Source organism: Microbulbifer bruguierae (assembly GCF_029869925.1).
Lineage (GTDB): Bacteria > Pseudomonadota > Gammaproteobacteria > Pseudomonadales > Cellvibrionaceae > Microbulbifer > Microbulbifer bruguierae.
In genome coordinates this window covers 2108349-2130182 of sequence record NZ_CP118605.1, presented here as the reverse complement: position 1 = coordinate 2130182, position 21834 = coordinate 2108349, and the positions used below count along the sequence as shown (strand labels likewise).

Below are 21834 nucleotides of genomic sequence, written 5' to 3'. Positions count from 1 at the left end.
GAGAAAGCCATCATGCTACTGACCAGTGTCATCCTGGTGCTGCGCGAAGTGCTGGAAGCAGCACTCCTGCTCAGTATTCTGCTTGCCATGACGCACTACCTGGGATTGAAGTCACGCTGGATATTTATCGCGCTGACCGGGGGAATTCTCGGGTCCATTGCCTACGGCGCCGCTATTGGCGCGGTTTCTGAAACCTTTGACGGGATGGGGCAGGAGCTGCTGAACGCGGCGATGCAGTTTGCCATTTACGGGTTGCTGCTGTTGATCGGCATTCTGCTGATCAACAATCGCGGTGGCAGGCAGCAATATCGCGCATTGTTGCAGTGGTGCATGGTATTTGCGGTGGCACTGGCAACCTTGCGGGAGGGGTCGGAAGTCTTCGTGTATATGATCGCGTTCCGGCACCAGAGCGATTTGCTGCAAAGTGTGCTGTCGGGGGCGTTGATCGGTGCCGGTATCGGCTTCAGTATCGGCGCACTGTTTTATTACCTGCTGGTAGGTTTGCCTCAAAGACGCCGCCTGCTCGTTGCACTGGTACTTCTCACCCTGGTGGCCGCAGGGCTGTGCCTGCAGGCGACCCAGTTGCTGGAACAGGCAGACTGGCTGCCCGCGCAAACCCCGCTGTGGGATACCTCGGCACTGTTGTCAGAAAACTCCCTGATGGGGCAGCTGTGTTATGCGCTATTGGGCTATGAGGCAACGCCAACCCCGATCGCCGTCGCTGCCTATGTTTTGGGTCTGTTGCTGATGGCCTTTCTTTTATCCGCGACCTGGTTCAGGCGCGGCCTGCCGGAAAGGGAGTCCTCCAATGAATTCGCGTAAGGCGATTTGCATAGCGCTTGTATTACCGAGTCTTCCGGTACTTGCCGATGGCAATCTGGTCGACCGGGTTTATGACCCCTATGTTCAGCCGCTGGAAACGGAAATTGAATGGCGCACGGTGGGAACCCGGGATTCCGACGAGGACGATCTTGACGATCTCTGGCTGCATCGCCTGGGCATCGGCTACGGTTTTTCCGACCGCTGGTTTGGGGAAGTTTATGCGATCGGAAAAAAAAGTCAGGAGCGGGACCTGGACGTCGAGGCGCTGGAGCTCGAGGCTAAATGGCAGCTGAGCGAGCAGGGTGAATACGCCGCAGACTGGGGCATGCTGTTTGAACTGGAGCGGGAATTTTCTACTAATCAGTGGGAAGCGGTGGCTACGCTGATCAGTGCCCGCGAGTGGGGGCGCTGGACCGGCACCGCCAACCTTTCTCTCGCCTACGAATGGGGGAGTGTGAGTGACGAGTTTGAAACCGGGCTGCGGGCGCAAGCGCGCTATCGTTGGTCCCAGGTGTTTGAGCCGGCACTAGAGCTGTATGCAGCGGAAGATCTGCTAGGCATCGGACCGGTGGTCCTGGGAGCCAGGCGCTTTGACGGTGGTCGCCAGTTGCGCTGGGAAGTGGGAATTATTCAGGGGCTGACCAGTGAAAGCCCTGATCAGTCCGTGCGGCTGCTGCTGGAATACGAGTATTTCTGAACCCTGAACCTGTGCCGGTGACGAAATGCCACCGGCGTGTTTCCAATTATTTAACGGCGCTATCCGTCGCTAGGCAGATTCTGCAGGCTGGCCTTCAGTTCGCGCAGTTTTTCTTTTACCCGCGCGGCATTGTCCGGTCCGATGCGGATCATCAGCTTGTGTAGGCCGGGCATTTTTTCCAACTGCGGGTCTTCAAATTTGTAGTACACCGTAGGGCGCACCAGTTTGATCGGACCTTCGATGTCCGGCGCGGCAAGTACCTGATCGATGGCGGCGAGCACCGCCGCGTGGAAGTTCTTGTTCTTAAGGCCGAGCTCGCCATAGGCCTGTTTCAGGCGCGGGTACCAGAATTGGTAGAGGCCGACCGCCTTGTCGGTATCCACCATGGCCAGCAGGCGCACTGGTTTGTCGTAGCGCTGGTAGTTTTCCTGGGAAAGTACGTACACCTTGGCGCCGTCCGGGCGGATTTCCAATTCCTTGACGATGATGCCGCCCTTCAGATTGGGGAAGGGGCGGTTCTTGTGCATCAGGTCGCCCTTGGTGGCGGTATTTACCGCGGCCACCCATTTGCGCACCACTTCCTGCGGCTCTACCCATTCCGCCAGTTCCTGTCCGCTGGACAGACTGGCGATATCGGCGCGGGCCTCCTTGTCGCTGTCATCGAGGGCGGGGAGTTGTCGTGGGGGCTCTGCGGGAGGGGCGGGTTCCGGTGCGGGGGGAATTTCCGCCTCTGCCGGCTGTTCGATATCGACGGATGGGACGGTTTCCGGTGCGGGTTCGGTGACTGGGGCGGGAATTTCCGGCTTGGGTGCTTCGCGGAGCGCAAACCAGTAAATACCGAAAATGACCGCTGCCACCACCAGCAACGCCACCAGCCAATCGCGAATACTGTTGCCCATCTGCCTGCTCCTCCCGTTGATCCCTAAAAAGTCAGTGTAATGCACTGACTATGAGGTCTAGGACAGTATCAGGTGACGAAGGTTTCGGATACAGCGCCCTTGCCGGTAGGCAAAAGCGCTGTAGATGGGGATCAGTTGGCCAGTTGCAGGACCTGACCGGAGAGCGCAGGCAGGGTGAGCTCGACTGCTCCACCCAGATCATTGTCGATATTCAATTCAACGCTGCCCGATTGCAGCTGGTTAGTTAGGGTGTACTTACCCGGCCGCAATTGCCACGTCTGAACCAGTTCCGCGGGAAGCTGCAGGGTAAGGTTGCTGTCACTGTCCGCGAAGTTGGCGATTACCAGCAGTTTTTCGTCGCCTTGCCAGCGGACGAAGCTGAACAGCCGGTCGCCGTAGCCTTCACCATTTGCGCGATTGAAGGCGTGCAGGTCGCGGTATTCGCCCCGCAGCGCGGCGCTTGTGCGGGTGAAATTCAGCAGCCTGCGGTAAAAGTCCCGCAGAGCGATTTCTTCTGCGTTGAGCTTTTCGCTGTTAAAGGCGCCGTCGTTGTTCCAGCGCCGGATACTGGGCACGGACCAGTAATCGAAGATGGTGGTGCGGCTGCTTTTGCCGAAACCGGCGTCGCCGTAGCCGGGTTCCCCCAGTTCCTGGCCGAAGTAAACGAGGGTGGGGGCACCGCTGATGGTGGCGGATACGATCATCGCGGGAATACCGGCGCGGGGGCTGCTGGCAAATTCCGGGCTGGCGATGCGCTGCTCATCGTGGTTTTCCAGGAAGCGCAGCATATGGTCTTCGATGCCGTTCAGGCTTTGCTGGATGCCAACCAGTGGGTCGGTACCGGCCTTGTGTTCCATCACCGCGCGGATGGCGTCGTAGGTGCCCACCTTGTCATAGAGGTAATCCATCTTGCCCAGACGCACATAATCCCGGTACAGGTCCGGCTGGTAGATTTCCGCCAGCAGCAGTGCGTCGGGGTTCTGCATTTTGATGCCGGAGTTGAGGTAGCTCCAGAAGGCCACCGGCACCATACCGGCCATATCGTAGCGGAAGCCGTCCACGCCGAAGTCGAGCCAGTAGTCGGTAATCTGGCGGAATTTCTTCCAGCTGTCCGGTACTTCCTTGTCGGCCCAGAAGGCGGCGTGAGCGCGGTAGTCTTTGTGCGCGTAGTCCGCCGGCAATTCGGGGAAGTCGTGGCTGCCATCCGGGCGCACGCCGAAATTGATTTTGACGGTTTCATACCAGTCGTCGTGCTTGGGTTGTGCGGCGCGGCTGCCGTTGCCGGTCCATTTGGCGGGCACTTCGCTGAACAGGCCATCCACCAGTGGGTGGGGTTCGCCGTTTAGGGGCTGGTAGCCGCCCTCGGCTTCGGGAACCAGGAAGGGTTGTCCGGGCACGTAATAGAAATTGTTGTCGCGGGCGTAAGCCACGCTGGTGTCATCGTCGGCGCCGAAGTCACGCACCCCCTCCGGCTTGGCGAGGGACTGGTAATTGCGTGCGACGTGGTTGGGCACGATATCGATGATGACCTTGAGACCGGCGGCGTGGGAGCGCTCGATCAATGCCTTGAATTCCTCCAGGCGCCTGGCCGGGTCTTCTGCCAGGTCCGGGTTGACGGTGTAGTAGTCCTTCACCGCATAGGGGGAACCGGCGCGCCCCTTGATCACATCCGGGTCGTCATTGCTGATGCCGATGTCGGTGTAATCCCGCACGACGCCGTGGTGCAGAGAGCCGGTGTACCAGATGTAATTCGCACCCAGCGCGCGGATTCCGGCCAGGGCTTCGGGGGTAAAGTCGTTGAACTTGCCCACACCGTTTTCTTCCACGGTGCCCCAGGGCTTGTTGGTGCTGTTGGTGTTGCCGAACAGACGTGGCAGAACCTGGTAGATCACCGGTTTGCCGGCGGAAGCCTGGGCAACGGTTTCGGGCGGGTTTTCTTTGGCTGTTGACGTGTGGCTGTCGCAGGCGGTCAGGGCGCCGGCGGCGATGGCCGAGGCTAGAAGTAACTGGGCAAATTTTTTCATAAGTTCTGAGTGCAACATTTCTGTAGGAGCCTGCCTGCAGGCGAACTGGGGTTACTGCAGAGCCCGCAGCTGTTCGCCTGCAGGCAGGCTCCTACGGGTACTTCGTTTTTGGCTTAGTGGTTTACGGAGACGCTGAGTGGCTCGCCGTTCCAGTGGAATTTCACCTGCAGGGTATTTTTGCGTTTGTCGTAGTAAGCGGTGTTATCCGCGAACTGCTGTACGCGATCCACGATGCGGATTGTCTGCTCGCCTGCGGTGATGTTGGCGGGCAGCTGCTGCCAGTTGTGCAGCACCAGCTCGATCACACGGTTTTGCGGCGCGCCGGTGTAGCCTTCGCCCTGGCGCTTCAGATTGAACGTCATACCCGCTTCGCTGCGCTCGCCGGCAAACAGCAGTTTTTCGTACTGGCCCTTGGCAAATGCATTCGCGGTAACCCCGTCGTCCTCATAGATATAACCGGAGGACTGCTGCACCGAAGCGTGGGCGTAATAGTCCAGACGCAGGTAAGCGCTGGAGTAATCACGGGTGGCTTTCATATCCGCAACACTGGGGATAAAGGCACCGGCACGCACCAGTACCGGAATGGTTTTCAGGTCCACTTCCACCCGCGCCGCGTCACCGGAATACTGGTTGTCATTCCAGAAGTCGAACCAGACACCACCGGGCAGCTGTACATTGACCGCATCGATATCTTCCTCGGTAATGGGGGCCACCAGGAAATCATTGCCCCACAGGTAGGCATCCTTGTTGTCCATCAGCGCCAGCGTGTGTTCATTCTCGAAAAACAGCGGGCGCATCAGTGGCATGCCGGTCTGGCTGTTCTCAAACGCCAGGGTGTAGTTGTAGGGCAGCAGGCGGTAGCGGAGTTTTACGTACTCACGGAGAATGTCGCGGGTCTTGCGATCGTGGAATACCGGCTCGGGAGCGATATGTTCCTGGGCGTGGGGGCGGTACACCGGCTGGAATACGCCGTATTGGAGCCAGCGGATATACAGTTCGCGGTCGAATTTTTCACCGTCGGCAAAGCCGCCCAGATCGGAATGGGTGTAGCCGAATCCCAGCAGGCCCATTTGCAGGGCGAGTTCCACCTGAGGCTTCAGACCACCCCAGCTGCGCGCCACATCGCCGGTCCAGGGGATCATGCCGAAGCGTTGGGAGCCCGGAAAACCGGCGCGCATCATGATGAACGGACGTTCATCGGGGCTTGCCGCCTGTTCGTTGTCGAACAGCATCTGCGCCCAGCGGTGACCGTAGGCGTTGTGGATCTCGTCCGCCATACCGATGGCGTGGACCGTATCGGAAGGATGTACTTCCGGCTCGCCCAGATCGCCCCACCAGCCGGCGACACCCTGCTGTTTCAGGTCGCGGTAGATATTCCAGAACCAGTCGCGGCCGTCTTCCGAAAACACGTCGATCAGGCCGGTGTTGCCGAAATAGAAATCGAACTGCTTGGGTTGGCCCGCAAGGTTTTTCGCCAGCGCGTTGCTGGCCACCGCGCTGTCCCAGCGTTCAGAAGTGGAGAGTACAAACGGCTCGGTCACCAGAATGGTGTTGACCCCGTCCTCGCGGAAATCCGCCATCATCTCCACCGGGGTGGGGAAGGCATGGTTGTCCCACGCCAGGTTGCCCATATGGCCCTGGATATCCGGGCCGAACCAGTAGAGGTCCAGCACCACGGCGTCCAGCGGGAAATCTTCCTCGCGGAACTTCTCCACCACACCGCGCACTTCCTGCTCACTGTGGTAGCCGAAGCGGGAGGCGAAGTTGCCCAGCGCCCAGCGTGGCGGCATCGGCTGGCGACCGGTCACGTCCACGTAGTTCTCGATCAGCTGTGGATAACTGTTGCCGGCAACCACGATGTAGCTGCTGCGCCCGGCCACCGCCTCGAACTGCATCACGTCCTTTTCGCTGGCGCCCAGGTCCATGGTGCCGGTGGCACTGTTGTCGAACAGCAGGATGTACTTGTTGCTGCTCATCACCGCCGGCAGGCCGAAATACATCTGCTCGGATTCGGTGGTATAGCCGTAGTGGGCCTTGTTGTAGAGCGGCAGGCGATGGCCGCGACGATCCATACCCAGCACCCGCTGACCGCCACCGATCAGCTTTTCACTCTCCTGTAGTGCAAAGCGAAAGCCGCGCATGGTCTGGTTGGCGAAGAACCCGTGCTCTTCCGCCAGCAGACTTTCTCCATCGCGCTGGTATTCAATCGCGAAGGGGGACTTGTGGATAACGGCGGTGAGGCCGCCCAGGGCAAAGCGCAGGGCATCGTCAGAGACGCTTAGCTGAGCGTGGATATCTGACTTGAGTTGCGCGGAATCGTCATTCCGGTTGGGGGCGATGGCGAAGGAGGGCAGCTGTTTCAGCCCTTCGCGCTGGTAGTGGACTTCCAGCGCACCGCTGTTCAGTGGGGTCAGGGTGACCTGGCTGTCGCTGGTATCGATCACCAGGGCGCCGCTCTGCAGGTGGTGCTGCTGGTACTCACGGGTATCTGCGGCCACCGCCGGCTGTAGCGCGCCAGCCAGGAACAGGCCGAGGCCCAGGGCTTTCACCAGAACGGGAGACTTAGTGTGTGCTTTCTCTTTCATCGTCGAGCTGTTTTATTTTGGTAGATCGGCGTACTGGAAACCCGCACCGGTCACCGCCTGCGGCGACCTTGTGGTCCCTCAGGGATTCGGGCGGACCTCCAGCTATTTTCTCGATTGTGCCCAAGGCGATGGCGGCTGTTATCCCCCTCGGCCCGGGGGGAGATGACGACAGGTGGTGGACTGGGGAGTCAGGTGAGCGGCGTTCAGCCGTTGCTGCGCAGTGCCTGTAGTGCGCTCAGCGCCGCCTTGGCCTGGGCGGCGGGAACAAAGATGTGATCGTGATAATAGGCGGCAATGACATTGGCGCTGATACCGCTGGCGCCTTTGCACGTCGCTGAAATGGATGACCGGGCTAGCGGGTGTCCGATTTCTTCGGCATCAGATACCAGAGTACGGCCGCCACCAGGAACAGTGCGGGAACGTCTCCCAGCAGATTCGCGCGATCGGTGCTGTCAGCGATTGCCTGAGCCAGCATGATCCCACCGTGCACAATGCTCGACCAGACGGTAAACCAGATAAGGCTCGCATTGGCCATGGGATCCTTTGCCGCAAGAATCAGGAATACGCCCAGAGTTGCGTAAATTCCCATAATCATCTGTTCATACTCTGGCTGGGATGGCGTCCATCCCCAACCGGAAGGCCAGATGAACATCATCATCGCCGGCACCCCGGCGATAAATATGATGCCAAACGCAATAAGTGCAATACGCAGATACTTGAGTCGTTCTTCTCTATCCATGAGATCTCCCAAATTTAGTGGTAACAGGCCCTAGTAAGCTTCGGGTTTTTCGAGTTCGTGAATGATGTAACCAGCCTCGTCGATTTTCTCGTTGAAAACCTGTTGTGCGTCAAAGATTCCGCGATTGTAAAAGTATGGCCCCAATTCCCTGGCGAAGAATTCAATCAGGAACTCGGCCTCGAAGCCTCCAATTTCCTGATCCAACTCGTCGGCAAAGTACGATTTAATCTTGCCCACCATTCGTTCTTTTTGTTCTTTTGAAAATTCGATGTCTTTCATGAATCATTTTTTCGGGTTTGACGCGTGTCGCCACAGGTCATGTTCAATATAAAGCAGCATCGTGCGCAGCGATGCTTTGGGAGTGTGCATTATTGATCTTCAACTTGCTGCTCTTGCCGGGCGCGCTCAGCCTTGGAAACATAGCGGGGTTTGCGCTTGGGGTTAAGTTTGTCGTTGGCCTTTTTGGCCTTCTGTTTCAAAATCTGTTTGATTTTCTTTTTACGATTCATGCATTACTCGGGACATTGGGGGTATAAACGACAGTGGAAGCTGGCTGATATGGTTTGAAGACGAGGGGCATTCTAGCGTCAGGGGAAAAGGTAACCAACGTATGCTACATTGCCCGCCCGATCACGCCCCCCATTACGAGCCTACACCATGAAACCCTGGATCGAACTCGGAACCGCCCATATCCCCAATGACGGCGGCGTACTCACGTTGCGCCAGCGAGACCAGGAATTCTCCATCAGTTTGTCCGGCCCCCGCGGCGAACTGATGAACAGCCGCAGATTCCACAGCGAACAACAGCTGTCGGTGCTTGGTTGCGCCCACCTGACGAACCGCAAGAACGCACGGGTGCTTGTGGGTGGGATGGGCATGGGCTACACCCTGGCGGCCGCCCTCGACGCGCTGCCTTCCGATGCCGAGGTTATCGTTGCTGACCTGATTCCCGAGGTGGTGGAGTGGAACCGCGGGCCTCTGGGCACCTGCGCCGGTCGTCCGCTGGATGACAGTCGCGCAGTTGTTCATATCGGTGATGTCGGCGAACTGCTGGTAAAGGGCGACGGAAACTACGATGCCATTTTGCTGGATGTGGACAACGGCCCCGAGGGGCTTACCCACAGTGACAACAACTGGCTGTACTCGGTCGAGGGCACCAGCAGTATCTACAACAGCCTTGCGCCAACTGGAGTGTTGGCTGTGTGGTCAGCGGGGCCGGACACCATGTATGTGGGCCGGCTGAAAAAGGCAGGGTTTCAGGTGGAGGTCAAGACCGTCCGCGAGCGCCCCGGCAAAGGTGCACGACATACCATATTCCTGGCGAAGAAACATTCCACCCGAGCTCGCTAGTCTTTCACTCTATTCAGCACTGCGAAATCCTGGAAAAACCCACGGGCATCAACGGCATCAGGTTGCACCAGGAAATTGTTAACAGCCCGGCTCCACAGCACCTTTAACTGATCAATATCCTGAAGGGTGGCGACCATCGAGATGGACTCAACCCACGCGTCATCGGAGGCCTGGGCAAAAATTACCGCATTGGTAGCGTGGCGTTCGATCTTGTAGTCATAGGCGTACTCGCGCCATTCACCTTCAACATCGGTCAGGATATAGACATTCTGGTTGTCGATAATTAAGCGGAATTTCCGTTGATAGGCTTGATCGGGATAATCCCCCTCCAGCTCGCGGCTGTGTAACTCTCCCTCCCACACACCATCAAGCTGACTGTAGAAGTGTTTGATTTCTGCAATATGGGCGCTGACGACAGCTTCCAGATTCTTATCGGCTTTCTCGGAATGAGCAAAGCACGATATTGAAAGAAGGGCAAAAAAAGCCAGAATTTTTTTCATGCTACCTGCTTTAACTATAAATAATCCATGGCTCGGTTAGGGCGGTCCGAGCGGCCTCCTCTGGGATTGGCCTCTAGCCTGTATCGTTGCTAAATTGCCATCCTGAACTTAAATCGCATTTTTTTGGTATGTGGAAATTCAACATCCCCCAGCGCGGCAATATCCACCTCAAATGTCGAAATGGCCTCCAGTGCTGAATTATCCAATAGTTTAGACCCGCTACTTTCCGCAATACTTCCCTCAATAATTTCGCCATTTTCCGCGATGGTAAAAGATACCACCACAAAGCCCTCAATCCCTCTTTCACGGGCTTCCCACGGATACAGCACGTATCCGGTATTTTTCAGCCAGCTGGTGCGAACTTCCATCGTCTGGGGGTTCCTGAAATCTTCCCAAACCCCCTTTTCCTGCAGGTATATATCGCAACGATCCGAGTCGTACAGGCAGGGGTTAAGGTACAAATAGACACCCCATACTGACAATGAAAGTATGCCCCAGGCGATCCAAAATGCTTTCATGGTTACTAACTACCCAGAAAATCTGATGTTACAAAAAAAGAATACGCGGGGAACAACTACAGGTGAACTTGACGTCCATGCCTGCATAGGGCGCAGGCACGGAGTTACAACTTTGAGTTTTCGAAGTTCTAGATGCGGTTCCCGGTTTTGATGTCTTTGATTACCAGCTCCCAATTGGCGATACCCTGAACAACGGGAATATCAGCACTTAGATAGGAGCTGGAATGCGGCTGGATTACCCAGCTATAGGTTGATCCGGGCTCAGCGACAATGATTTCCCCACCGGTGCGACCAATAAGCTCGTAACTCATTTGGCCCCATTTATGATCAGTATCATTTTGAACTTTAAAGGTTATTTTGAAGTAGGGACCATTTCTCCCCTCCACCTCAACGACATTGATCTGTTGTGAAGAAAACTGTTTCTGGTAATCCATAAAGTTTTCAGAAGCGAACGGCCTTAGGTAATAAAGCCATAAAAGTAATAATGGTAAAAGCCCAGCCAGAGATAGCAGCTGAGGGCTTCGGTACCAATCCTGGTAGCTTTGGCAATAGGGGCACTTGATGGCCTTATTCTCGATTTCCTTCTTGCACATTTTACAGACTTTCATTTTAATCCTTACTACTTCTTTTTCCCCAGAATACCGTCTCGGATGGCTATCGTCATGATTTTTTCGCAATTCAACAAATTGCGGTTCTCATAAGCAGTGCGAAACGACCTTCATTGGTGCATGGTTAGGTGATATCAACTATCAGCGCGTCTAAACCAATGGCGTCAGATGGAAATTGGTATGAGTGAATGCGATGTTGAAAATATTTCTCCCCAAGCTCTGACTTAAAAGTACTCGCTAATTCTTCGGGGCTAAGCCGATTTCCGGTCGGATATTTACGCTTGATATATTCCGGATTGAGAGATGTGTCGGACGCGGGAAAAGAGTGGTTTAAAAAATGCACAATTTGTTTCTTGCTGTTTGCAAGTAACGCTATTTCGTTGGTTTTTATGATCTTTTTACAAGCATCCTTGGCTGCTTTAATGGTGGCGCCTGGATCTGAAGAAAAAGTGCATTTGAACTCAATGGCTAGCACGCTCTCGCCATTAATAAAGCCCAGCATATCGACTTCATGGTTGTCGATTTTCTTATCCATCGCGTAAGAAAATCCATCTACGGATCCTTCGAGTACCATGCCAACAAAAAACTTCAAATTTTTCTCAATGTTGCCATTCATTAACAGGTACTTTGATGGGAAATTATCGAATACCGTTTGAATATTTTCAACGCCAGCTGTTACTTCATTCATGACAAGATATTTACCATCTTACTTCGGCTGCTGTTTTTGGTTGGGGTTATACGCGGATAATCTTCTTTTCCATTCCCCAGCCTTGCTTTTCGGTTTTTACACCTTTGTGGGCCATTGTCATTTTAAATGTAATTACATAGCGGCCTTTATCTGGTCCTTCCTGAAGCTTCCTAACCTCAATGATTTCACCACCAAAATAGGAAGGTTTTGCTTGTTCTGTATGAAAGTAGATGTCGCCACCAACGGAAGCTTCTGCGACGTCATTTGATAAAACCCAGTTCCCACTTTTCCAGATGTTCAATTCTTTATCGGTTCTCTGGAAGGCTTTCGCTTTTTCGATGAAATGTAACTTCACTACAGTAATTTCCCGTCGAATCAGTATGGTTGATGAGATTGATGCCGGTTTATCTGGCGTCTTTAGCGCAATCTACATCTTTGAACTGCCAGAGGCCGTGTCTGGAGACGAGCTTGCATTCGCCTTTGGCATACCCTTCTACGCCCGCTTTAAAAAAATAAATTTCCAGTTTTACCTCTGTATCTGAAATAAACGCAGCATCAGATACACCAAAATTCATATTCTGGAACTGAACCATCAATTCTGGCCAGTCCCCCAGTTCGTATATGGCTACCGCATTGGGAGCAAAGCCTGCTTCAATATCGTCTCCGAATGCCACCAGAAAATGACCATCTTCCGAAAAGCGTATTTCATCAAATGCCTCTCTGTAAGCGCCGTACTCGTGATGGTAGATATATGCGGTGAAATATTCCCAGCCGGAGACGGAAATAAGCGAAATTTTCTGATCGGGATAGTGGGCTTTCAGCGTGTATTGAAGCTCGCCATCAACCAGTTCCATTTCCGGGTTTGCAGCTTTTAAAGGCTTGAGAATCAATTTGTTGTTATCTCTAACTACAAGACTGTCGGTGCCCGCTATGATCTTCTTTTCAGCTTCTTGACTGCATTCAGCGTATGTCTTGCCTTGCTGTTGGCACGAACTGATTTCAGTGTCCGCGTTAGAATCGATGGAAAACGACGCTAAAACAGCTAAGAGGTACTTCTTCACGTATCCGTTCTCACTTAGCCTTATGCAAGGCAGATTACTTTGTATATTTTTGGAAATAAAATAGGGGGTAGTGGTTGCACAGATTACTCTGTAGCTCTTACCGTGCTTCTCGCTCCAGGAAACTCCTCATATTGTGGTAAGTCATCGACGATTTCATGCCAAGGTGATTTTGAACCGACAAAGAAGTGTCCTTCAATCTTATTGTTTGGGGCTTGATCTAAACCGCCAAGAGGAAAGCCAATTTTATCCGGCTCCTCATCATAGAGGCTGATCAGGCTGGAGCCGCAAACGGAACAGAATGTTTTCGCGGTGGTTGGCGATGAGTAGAACTTCGAAAGCAGCTCCTCTCCTTTTACCCATTTGAATTGGCTTTTCTTGATGGTTGAGCGTGTTCTGTACGGCGCACCGTGCCATCGTCTGCATCGGGAGCAGTGGCAGTTGTATATGGGGCCGATCTCTCCCGAAATTTCATACTCGATGCCCTCGCAAAGACACCGCCCGGTCAATTTCTGCATTCTATCCTCCGTGATGTATGACGCCCGCATAGCCTCGAGCGCGATTTTTTACGTCGGGCACTCGGAACTCCACAAATATTATTGTTTGTCCTGAGGGCTCGAACGAAACTCACTTATATCCCCAGCCGCAAATTCGAATCGATTTCATCAACCAGCGTTTTCGGCACTTCGTATTCAAGCGCCAGTCGCCGCCACTGCGATACCTGCTCCACCACCGTGTCCACAATACCGTCGATCTTCTTTCTGCCAAACAGCGGGCTGAGCTTCTCCAGGCTGTAGATATCGTTGCGGGTGAACTGGTCGCGTTTGCCGTTGAGGCTCATCCAGTGGCTGTTGACCCATTTGCTCCCCGGTTTGTAGCTGTAGGCGAGGTCATAGGCGGGGGCCAATTGCCAGGTTTTCTCGTTGAGCAGGAAGGCGAAGTTTTTCGAGTGGTCGTCGTGGTTGCGGGCGACGATATTGAACACCATGCGCAATAGCAGTTGTTCGGCTTCTATCGCGGTGAGTTTCAGCTGGCGGGCGACGCCGAACAGTTCGGCGTAGGAATAGGAACCGGGAGCCTTGTAGTCCACATGGGCAATGCCGTTGAGGGTCTGGATGTGGACCTTGTGGTTGCCGACCCGGTCGAAGCGCTGGGTGATGAAGTGCCGGCGGTTACCTTCGTGTAACAGGTGGCAGGGCATCATATCGATGCCGCAGGCGGTGGCCATCAGGTAGTAGACGTATTCCATTGCACCGAAGCCCATGGGGTCGCCGAAGGTCTGCTGGTTGCGGCTGTGTTCGCTGACGCCGTCGAATTTCATCAGGTAGTGGGTGAAGCCGTCCGGCACGTCGGTCTGCCCGGAGCGCACCTGGGTGAAATCCCGGTTGAAGGCGAGTACTGCCTTGGGGCGGGCGCCGCCGGCGCTCATGCCGACGGAGAGCAGCGCAAGCATTTCCTGTGGATGGGCGTCGCGGTTGTTTCCCGCCTTATCGTTGTCGAGCTGCACACGGAAGCCCGCGCGGCTGTCGAGTACTTCCTGGGCGATGGCCACCAGTTCGTCGATGGCGATGTCCTGGGTGGCGTTGAGGTTCCTGATACGGGTGGCGGGGGCGTATTCGAGCGCGCCCATGCCGCGCTTGCCGGTGTACTGCAGTCGCTGCAGGGGGCTGATGTCGTCGGGGTGTTTGCCCTGGGCGGCCATCCAGGCGTTCAGTACTGCGTTGCCGAAGTCGTCGGGAAGGGAGTCGGCGATCAGCCCGGGGAGTCCGCGGAAGGTGTCAAAGCTGAGCCCCGGGAAGCTGTAGATCCGCCGCGCCAGCGGCATTTTAAGGGGGGAGAGTTCGATGCCGCGGTCGATAAAGGCGGGGTGGTATTCGAAGGCGCCGACCCCGGTCTCGGTATCGAAGCTGACTGCGCCTGCGGTCTGGCACCTTCCGCTCTGGTCGCAATAGTCGACGTTGATGGCTTCCATCACCATTCGGGCAGCTCTCCGTCTGTGTCCGTATCCTCATCTTTATCTCCATCCCGGTGCCGGCGCTGGCCGGAAGCCCGCTGGCGCTGTTTGCCCTGGAGCCTGGCGAGCTGGATGGGAGAGGGCGGCTGTGGTGGCAGGAAGTGGTCGAGCTGGGCGGTGAGGTCGAGGGTCTGCAGTATGGCGATCACGACTTCCAGCTGCGCCTTGCCCTTTTCCGCATTGAGTACGGCCTTGCGGCTGAGGCCGGCGCGCTCCGCTACCTCCTGCTGGGTGAGGTCCCGGTTCAGGCGTGCCTGCTTGAGGCGCAGGCCCAGGGTTTCCGCAATGGCGGCGGGGGATTTCAGTCCTTGATCCATAGAGTGCTATATCTGGGATATAAGCGAAAGTTCTACGGATTATGTCCCTATTTGAGGATATTGCAAGATAATCATTTAGAGTCCATTTTTCGGTACATAAATACAGTTTAAGTTCTTTGTGTATCGATTTTGGGATCTTATAAGACTATCGCGATGTTTTTCGAGAGGTTGTGACCACGGCGTCGCGGTGTTTGGGAGGGGCTGTTCGACGTGCCTCCGCCCCCGGCGGGGAGGATGGCCGCACTGGTCCGGGCTGACAGAATCCCGCCATAACCAGAGTGCCGCACGACCCGATACCGGTTGCCGACGCTCGACGCAAACAATAACCAGGCGGTTACAGCGATGAAAAAACAGCCCAAACTTCCTTTCTGGCAGGTGTGGAACGTCAGCCTCGGCTTTCTCGGGGTGCAGTTCGGTTTTGCCCTGCAGAATGCCAATGCCAGCCGGATTCTCTCCGACCTGGGGGCAGACCTGCATTCACTGTCCCTGTTCTGGATCGTGGCGCCTCTGATGGGGCTGATCGTGCAGCCGATTGTGGGCTCTGCGTCTGACCGCACCTGGAGCCGCTTCGGCCGCCGCAACCCCTATATCCTGTTTGGTGCCATCGCCGCGGCGCTGGGTATGGCGTTTATGCCCAATGCCGGAATTGCGGTGGCGTTTATTGCGCCGATCCTGTTCGGTGGCGTGATGCTGGCGCTGATGGATGCGGCGTTCAACGTCACCATGCAGCCGTTCCGCGCACTGGTGTCTGACATGGTGCCCTCGGAGCAGCGCACTGTGGGCTATTCGGTACAGTCGCTGCTGATCAATATTGGCGCGGTATGCGGCTCCATGCTGCCGTTTATCCTTACCAATGTGATCGGCCTGGAGAACACCTCGCGCGGGGGTGAAGTGGCGCCGTCGGTGATCTGGGCCTTCTATATCGGTGCCTCGGTGCTGCTGGGCTCGGTGCTGTGGACCGTATTCCGCACCAAGGAGTATCCGCCGGAGGAGTACAACGCCTATAAAGGGATCGACGCGGAAGTGGTGGCGCGGGAGCTGGCGGAGCGCAAGTCGCTGGCCCAGCGTCTGGTCGGCTTCTTCAGCCTGCTGGTAAACATGCCCACCACCATGCGCCAGCTGGCGGTGGTGCAGTTCTTCTCCTGGTTCTCCCTGTTCATCATGTGGGTCTACACCACGCCGGCGATCACCCAGCATGTATGGGGTGTGGAGGCCAAGTGGTTTGATTCCCACTACCTGGAGTCGGTCGGTGAAATCCCGGCTCATATCGCTGCGGCCAAAGGTGCTGCCGGCGACTGGGTAGGTATCATCTTTGCGGCCTATTCCCTGTTTGCGGCCATCTTCTCGGTGGTGCTGGCGCGGGTCGCCAACCGCATCGGACGCAAGTTGACCTATGCGCTGTCGCTGCTGTTGGGTGGTCTGGGTTATATGAGCTTTACCCTGTTTCAGGGTGGTGCGGCTACTGAGGTAAATCTGCTGATCACCCAGGTTACCGTGCCCAGCGGTGCCATTGGCCTGCTGCTGCCGATGGTGGGTGTGGGGATTGCGTGGGCGGCGATTCTGGCGATGCCTTACTCAATCCTGTCCGATTCGCTGCCGCCGAGTAAAACCGGGGTCTATATGGGCATTTTCAACTTCACCATTGCCGCGCCACAGATTATTTCCGCACTGGTGGCGGGACCGATTCTGGCGGCGGTGTTCGACAACCAGGCCATCTACATCATCATGCTGGCGGGTGTGTTTATGGTGTGCGGAGCCGTGTCGGTATGCTTTGTGCGCGAGGAGCCGCTGGTGGTCGCGGACGTGGAGGGTGAGCCGGCGGTTGGTTGATGTATGGTCTGCGTGAATCCCAATTTGCGCAGACTCCATGCGTAGCTCCAGTGAAGCCCCTTTGACAGGGGCTTTTTTTGTGCCCGTGTATTCCTGCGACAGTTTTTTATAAATCCGTGTAATCGTTTACATATTTGTGCGATTAATTGTATAAATATGCCATTGGCCACACGCCCTGATACCGATCAGATTAAAGGGTGCGAAGTAGGCTGATCTAAGAATAATTCGGAGTCGCTCAGCGGCCCACAGTGAGTGAGAGAATAACAATGAGTACCACCGTCAGCAGTGGTGCGGCCGTTGATGCCGTGCCCGGAGTCGCAGACTCCGCCTCTGGATCCAATCTTTCCGAAACCAATCACGGTCTCGTCATCGCCATTAGCGGCGTGGCCACGATCGGCGGCTTCCTGTTCGGGTTCGACAGCGGTGTGATCAATGGCACCGTGGAGGGCCTGCAGACCGCGTTCAATTCCGATACCGCAGGCACCGGCTTCAATGTAGCGTCGATGCTGCTGGGCTGTGCCATCGGTGCCTTCTTCGCCGGCACCCTCGCCGACAAGTACGGGCGCAAGGCACTGCTGGTGGCCTCTGCGATTATGTTTATTGTCTCCGCCTGGGGTTCCGGTATTGCCACCGGCTCGCTGGAGTTTGTGCTTTACCGCATTCTCGGTGGCCTGGCGGTGGGTGCCGCCAGTGTGATGACTCCGGCCTATATCAGTGAGGTGGCACCGGCGGCCTACCGGGGGCGCCTGGCCACGGTGCAACAGGTCGCGATCATCTGTGGCCTGACGGCGGCGTTCCTCAGTAACTACGCTATCGCCAAGTTTGCTGGCGCTTCCACCGACCAATTCTGGATGGGATATGAAGCCTGGCGCTGGATGTTCTGGATCGAACTGATCCCCGCGGCGATCTTCCTGATCGGCTTGTACTTTATTCCCGAGAGTCCGCGCTTCCTGGTGGCCAGTGGCCGCGGTGATGCGGCGCGCTCGGTACTGACCCGTCTGTTCGGCGCGCGCACAGCCGAGGAAAAAACCCAGGAAATCCGCTCCTCCCTGGCGGCGGACCACCGCCCCAGCCTGTCCGACCTGAAGGATGCCAAAACCGGCAAGTTGCGCAGTATTGTGTGGGTGGGGATTGGCCTCGCGGTGTTCCAGCAGCTGGTGGGCATCAATGTGGTGTTCTACTACGGCGCCGTCTTGTGGCAGTCCGTGGGCTTTACCGAGAGCGATGCACTGTTGATCAATGTGGTGTCCGGTGTGGTGAGTATTGCCGCGGTGATTACCGCGCTGGTACTGGTGGACAAGATCGGTCGCAAGCCGCTGCTGTGGTTCGGCTCCATCGGCATGGCGGTGACCCTGGCGATCATGGCAGTGTCCTTCTCCCAGGCCACGCTGAACGAGAGCGGCGCGCTGAGCCTGTCGGATTCCGTCGGCACCATTGCGCTGCTGGCGGCCAACGCCTATGTGATTTTCTTCAACGCCTCGTGGGGCCCGGTGATGTGGGTCATGCTGGGCGAAATGTTCCCCAACCAGATTCGCGGTTCCGGCCTTGCAGTGTCCGGATTGGCCCAGTGGCTGGCGAATTTTGGTATCACCCTGTCGTTCCCGGTTCTGCTGGTCAGTATCCAGCTTTCCGGCAGCTACGGCATTTACGCGCTGTGCGCCTTTATCTCCATCTTCTTCGTGAGCAAATACGTACACGAAACCAAGGGACGGGAGCTGGAGCAGATGCAGGGCTGATTTCCCAATGGCGGCTGCAACCGGTAAGCGGATGGCGGCCGCCGGCATCGACTCCCCTTGGGCAAATGCACCCTTGAACCCGCGCGGCCCCTGCCCTGAAGAGTTCACCAGCCCCTGCTGAAGTCTTGAGGGTAAGCCCCGGGAATTTTTTGCGCTCGATGCCATTTATATGATTTACCCGATGAAATTATCGGCCATGGATAAAAAACTGAAACCGATTGCCCGGAATAAAAACAAGGAATGGCACACCATGAAATCCGCTGACATACCGGTAAAACCGCTGCGCTCACTTTTGGTCGCGGGTATTTTTCTCGCTGCGTTGCCCGGGCTTTCTGCCGCTGACGACACTTCCCAGCGGCTGGATTTGTGGCCGAAAACCCAGAGTCCGGTGATGGCCCCGGAAGTGGAAACGCAGGTAGAAGCATTACTGAAAAAAATGACGCTGGAACAAAAAGTCGGTCAGATCATGCAGCCGGAAATCCAGTCGATCACACCGGAAGAGGTGAAGAAATACCATATCGGGTCAGTATTGAATGGCGGTGGTTCCATTCCCGGGCGCAAGGAAAACGCCGGCCCGGATGACTGGTTGGCACTGGCGGATGCCCTCTGGGAAGCATCGATGGATAGCAGCGATGGCGGGGTGGCGATTCCGATTATCTGGGGCACCGATGCGGTACATGGCAACGGCAATCTCACCGGCGCCACCCTGTTCCCGCACAACATTGGACTCGGTGCCACCGGTAACCCCGATCTGGTGCGGGCCATCGGCGCGGCCACCGCGGCGGAGGTGCGCACCACCGGTGTCGAGTGGGTCTTTGCCCCCACCCTCGCTGTCGCCCAGAACGATCTCTGGGGACGCACTTACGAGAGTTACAGCGAAGATCCACAGGTAGTCAAAACCTTTGCCTCCGCCATGGTGGAAGGGTTGCAGGGCACTGTTGGTGCTGATGATTTTTTGTCGGAAACCCGCGTGCTCGCCACTGCCAAGCATTTTCTTGCCGACGGTGGCACCTTTGAGGGCGACGACCAGGGTGATGCCCGTATCAGCGAACAGGAACTGGTGGATATTCACAACGCCGGTTACCCCGCGGTCATCGAGAGCGGGGTGCAGAGTGTGATGGCCAGCTTCTCTTCCTGGAACGGGGAAAAGCACCACGGCAACCAGTATCTGCTGACCGATGTATTGAAAAAGCGCATGGGTTTCGACGGTCTTGTGGTCGGCGACTGGAATGGCCACGGTCAGGTTGTGGGCTGCACCAACGACAACTGCCCCCAGGCCATCAACGCCGGCATCGATCTGCTGATGGTGACATACGACTGGAAAAACATGATCGCCAACACCCTGACGCAGGTGAACAGTGGTGAGATTTCCATGGCGCGCCTGGATGACGCGGTGCGGCGTATCCTGCGGGTAAAACTGCGCGCAGGCCTATTCGATAAAAAGCCATCTGAGCGCACGTTTGCCGGTGACGAAGCCATCGTCGGCAGTGCGGAGCACCGCGCACTGGCGCGCCGCGCAGTGCGTGAAAGTATGGTATTGCTGAAAAATCGCGATGGCCTTCTGCCGTTGAATCCGCAACAGAATATCCTCGTCGCCGGCCCCGGTGCCGACAGCATTGCCATGCAGTCCGGTGGCTGGAGTGTAAGCTGGCAGGGCGCCGGAATTCCCAATGATAAATTCCCCGGAGCCACCTCCATCTACCGCGGCATCAAGCAGGCAGTAGAGGCTGCCGGCGGTAACGCCCTGCTTGCGGTCGACGGTGAATTCAGTAAAAAGCCGGATGTGGCCATCGTGGTGTTCGGCGAGTCTCCCTATGCAGAAGGGCAAGGTGATCGCAACACACTGGAATTTGAGCCGGGCAACAAAGAAAGCCTGGCGCTGCTGAAAAAATTTAACGCGGAAGGAATTCCGGTGGTCTCGGTATTTCTCTCTGGCCGCCCTATGTGGGTGAACCCTGAAATCAACGGATCCAACGCATTTGTCGCCGCCTGGCTGCCGGGGACCGAAGGTGACGGCGTGGCGGATATGCTCATTGCGGATGAGCAGGGCAAGGCCCGCTACGATTTCACCGGCCGACTGTCCTTTTCCTGGCCGGGACTGCCGCTGCAGGCAAAACTGAACCCCCACCACGATGACTATGCACCTCAGTTTGCACTGGGTTACGGCCTGAGTCTGTATGCGGAATATGAAGGGCCGGCACGGCTTACGGAAAATGTCCCCGGTTTGCTGAAGGGTGAACCGAAAAGTTACGCGCTGTATCAGGGCCGCCCGCTGCAACCCTGGGGAGTGCAGATCGACGACTTCGAACAGAACCAGATGTTGAGCGGCGCCTTCGCGAAATTACCCAGCGGCCGCGTTACTGTAGTGACCAGCGACAAGGACGTGCAGGAAGATGCGCTGACGTTCAAATGGCAGGACACTTGGCTGGCGCGCCTGAGTCTGCAGCACGGTGGGCCGCTGGACCTTTCCAATTATGTGGAGCAGGGCGTGCTGACATTCGACCTGAAAGTGGATGACCTGGAAGGCGCGGACCTCGCGCTGGAGTTGCAGTGCGGCCACGAGTGCGAGCGCCGTGTGGATCTGACCCTGCAGGCGCGGGAAAACATCGGTAAGGGCTGGCAGCGCGAAAGCTACAAGCTCAGCTGTTTTGTGCGCGAGGGCGATGACTTCTCCCAAATCCGTGTGCCTTTCTCCCTGCGCGCTGGCGGCAAGGGACAGGTGGCGGTGGCGAATGTGCGCCTGGAAAAAAGCGCCCGCGCCAGTGACAGCTGCCCGGATTACCGTACCCTCGCCACCACGCCCGATACTCGCCATGAATACTGGTCCAAAGGCTGGTGGGATGAGCGCTTCCAACGCAACCAGCAACGCCTCGCCGAAGGCAATGTGGATTTACTGATGCTCGGAGATTCCATTACCGAAGGCTGGGAGAAAGAAGGCAAATCCGTTTGGGAAAATTTCTATGCCGATCGCAACGCAGTAAATCTGGGATACGGCGGCGACCGCACGGAAAACCTGCTGTGGCGTCTGCAGAATGGTGAACTCGATGGTATCCAGCCGAAAGCCGGTGTGGTGCTGATCGGTACCAATAACACCGGACACCGCCTGGAAGATCCGGCACTCACTGCCGCCGGTATCCGCGCGGTGCTGGAGGAGCTGCGCGCTCGCCAGCCGCAAATGAAAATTTTGCTGCTCAGTATTTTCCCCCGCGATCCCAAACCCGGCACGCCCATGCGCCGGGTCAACCAGGGTATCAACGACATCATTGAAGAGTTCGCCGATGGCGAACATATTTTCTATCAGGAAATTTATCGCGAGTTTCTGCAGGACGATGGCGAGTTGAGCACCGAGATCATGCCCGACTATCTGCATCTGAGTGAAAGCGGTTACCAGATCTGGGCCGAGGCCATGGAGCCGACGCTCTCCAGACTGCTGGATTAATCGAAAACCT

General features: G+C 56.4%; 22 protein-coding genes. 6 read left to right on the top strand and 16 right to left on the bottom strand.

The features are described from left to right. Positions 1 to 12 precede the first annotated feature (12 nt). Together PVT68_RS09005 and PVT68_RS09000 are read left to right on the top strand one after the other, a co-directional pair. Positions 13 to 822 carry an FTR1 family protein gene (locus PVT68_RS09005; RefSeq protein ID WP_280322407.1) on the top strand — a complete coding sequence of 270 codons (810 nt, stop codon included), beginning with the start codon at positions 13 to 15 and terminating at the stop codon, positions 820 to 822. Further along, positions 809 to 1519, top strand: coding sequence for a hypothetical protein (locus PVT68_RS09000; protein ID WP_280322406.1), 711 nt, complete (start codon positions 809 to 811; stop codon positions 1517 to 1519). The genes PVT68_RS09005 and PVT68_RS09000 overlap by 14 nt, the downstream gene beginning before the upstream one ends. 59 nt (positions 1520 to 1578) lie before the next feature. Here the strand turns inward: PVT68_RS09000 and PVT68_RS08995 are convergent, their stop codons facing one another. The 7 genes from PVT68_RS08995 to PVT68_RS08970 form a co-directional block, all read right to left on the bottom strand. Then, positions 1579 to 2418 (bottom strand): DUF3014 domain-containing protein, encoded by an 840-nt coding sequence (locus PVT68_RS08995; RefSeq protein ID WP_280322405.1) that lies wholly within the window; start codon positions 2416 to 2418, stop codon positions 1579 to 1581. A gap of 131 nt (positions 2419 to 2549) precedes the next feature. Then, positions 2550 to 4442 (bottom strand): alpha-amylase family glycosyl hydrolase, encoded by a 1893-nt coding sequence (locus PVT68_RS08990; RefSeq protein ID WP_280322404.1) that lies wholly within the window; start codon positions 4440 to 4442, stop codon positions 2550 to 2552. Positions 4443 to 4555: 113 nt separating this feature from the next. After that, positions 4556 to 7027 (bottom strand): glycoside hydrolase family 31 protein, encoded by a 2472-nt coding sequence (locus PVT68_RS08985; RefSeq protein WP_280322402.1) that lies wholly within the window; start codon positions 7025 to 7027, stop codon positions 4556 to 4558. A 203-nt stretch (positions 7028 to 7230) separates the two neighbouring features. Continuing rightward, a complete protein-coding gene (locus PVT68_RS18370; protein WP_407666146.1) occupies positions 7231 to 7338 on the bottom strand; it encodes a hypothetical protein in 108 nt (35 codons plus the stop codon). Between the two features lie 41 nt (positions 7339 to 7379). Continuing rightward, complete coding sequence (locus tag PVT68_RS08980; protein ID WP_280322400.1) at positions 7380 to 7766, bottom strand: DUF6632 domain-containing protein; 387 nt, start codon at positions 7764 to 7766, stop codon at positions 7380 to 7382. A 30-nt stretch (positions 7767 to 7796) separates the two neighbouring features. Next, positions 7797 to 8045 (bottom strand): DUF2164 domain-containing protein, encoded by a 249-nt coding sequence (locus tag PVT68_RS08975; protein ID WP_407666136.1) that lies wholly within the window; start codon positions 8043 to 8045, stop codon positions 7797 to 7799. A gap of 89 nt (positions 8046 to 8134) precedes the next feature. Further along, on the bottom strand, positions 8135 to 8275 hold the full coding sequence (locus PVT68_RS08970) for a DUF2986 domain-containing protein (RefSeq protein ID WP_280322399.1): 141 nt from the start codon (positions 8273 to 8275) through the stop codon (positions 8135 to 8137). Positions 8276 to 8423: 148 nt separating this feature from the next. Here PVT68_RS08970 and PVT68_RS08965 point away from each other — a divergent pair, with 148 nt between their 5' ends. Then, entirely contained in the window at positions 8424 to 9116 is a 693-nt protein-coding gene (locus PVT68_RS08965) for a spermine/spermidine synthase domain-containing protein (protein ID WP_280322397.1), read from the top strand. Here PVT68_RS08965 and PVT68_RS08960 read toward each other — a convergent pair. From PVT68_RS08960 to PVT68_RS08920, 9 genes are all read right to left on the bottom strand, one after another. Beyond that, positions 9113 to 9616, bottom strand: a complete 504-nt coding sequence (locus tag PVT68_RS08960; protein ID WP_280322396.1) for a hypothetical protein — start codon at positions 9614 to 9616, stop codon at positions 9113 to 9115. The two genes, PVT68_RS08965 and PVT68_RS08960, sit on opposite strands and share 4 nt — an antisense overlap. Positions 9617 to 9705: 89 nt before the next feature. Beyond that, a complete protein-coding gene (locus tag PVT68_RS08955) occupies positions 9706 to 9984 on the bottom strand; it encodes an energy transducer TonB family protein (RefSeq protein ID WP_280322395.1) in 279 nt (92 codons plus the stop codon). Between the two features lie 278 nt (positions 9985 to 10262). Then, positions 10263 to 10568 carry a hypothetical protein gene (locus tag PVT68_RS08950; protein ID WP_280322394.1) on the bottom strand — a complete coding sequence of 102 codons (306 nt, stop codon included), beginning with the start codon at positions 10566 to 10568 and terminating at the stop codon, positions 10263 to 10265. A gap of 298 nt (positions 10569 to 10866) precedes the next feature. Continuing rightward, positions 10867 to 11430: a hypothetical protein gene (locus PVT68_RS08945; protein ID WP_280322393.1), complete on the bottom strand. Its 564-nt coding sequence runs from the start codon at positions 11428 to 11430 to the stop codon at positions 10867 to 10869. A 46-nt stretch (positions 11431 to 11476) separates the two neighbouring features. After that, entirely contained in the window at positions 11477 to 11785 is a 309-nt protein-coding gene (locus tag PVT68_RS08940; protein ID WP_280322392.1) for a hypothetical protein, read from the bottom strand. Between the two features lie 49 nt (positions 11786 to 11834). Next, a complete protein-coding gene (locus PVT68_RS08935; RefSeq protein WP_280322391.1) occupies positions 11835 to 12491 on the bottom strand; it encodes a hypothetical protein in 657 nt (218 codons plus the stop codon). An 83-nt stretch (positions 12492 to 12574) separates the two neighbouring features. After that, positions 12575 to 13006 (bottom strand): GFA family protein, encoded by a 432-nt coding sequence (locus tag PVT68_RS08930; RefSeq protein ID WP_280322390.1) that lies wholly within the window; start codon positions 13004 to 13006, stop codon positions 12575 to 12577. 113 nt (positions 13007 to 13119) lie between these two features. Further along, positions 13120 to 14466, bottom strand: a complete 1347-nt coding sequence (locus PVT68_RS08925) for a type II toxin-antitoxin system HipA family toxin (RefSeq protein ID WP_280322389.1) — start codon at positions 14464 to 14466, stop codon at positions 13120 to 13122. Beyond that, positions 14460 to 14819: a helix-turn-helix transcriptional regulator gene (locus tag PVT68_RS08920; RefSeq protein WP_280322388.1), complete on the bottom strand. Its 360-nt coding sequence runs from the start codon at positions 14817 to 14819 to the stop codon at positions 14460 to 14462. The genes PVT68_RS08925 and PVT68_RS08920 overlap by 7 nt, the downstream gene beginning before the upstream one ends. A 342-nt stretch (positions 14820 to 15161) precedes the next feature. Between PVT68_RS08920 and PVT68_RS08915 the strand changes: the two genes are divergently transcribed. The 3 genes from PVT68_RS08915 (at position 15162) to PVT68_RS08905 (ending at position 21824) form a co-directional block, all read left to right on the top strand. After that, positions 15162 to 16649, top strand: coding sequence for an MFS transporter (locus PVT68_RS08915; protein ID WP_280322387.1), 1488 nt, complete (start codon positions 15162 to 15164; stop codon positions 16647 to 16649). Between the two features lie 266 nt (positions 16650 to 16915). Then, on the top strand, positions 16916 to 18385 hold the full coding sequence (locus tag PVT68_RS08910) for a sugar porter family MFS transporter (protein WP_280322386.1): 1470 nt from the start codon (positions 16916 to 16918) through the stop codon (positions 18383 to 18385). A gap of 250 nt (positions 18386 to 18635) precedes the next feature. Then, positions 18636 to 21824: a glycoside hydrolase family 3 N-terminal domain-containing protein gene (locus PVT68_RS08905; protein ID WP_280322385.1), complete on the top strand. Its 3189-nt coding sequence runs from the start codon at positions 18636 to 18638 to the stop codon at positions 21822 to 21824. The last annotated feature ends 10 nt before the right edge of the window (positions 21825 to 21834 follow it).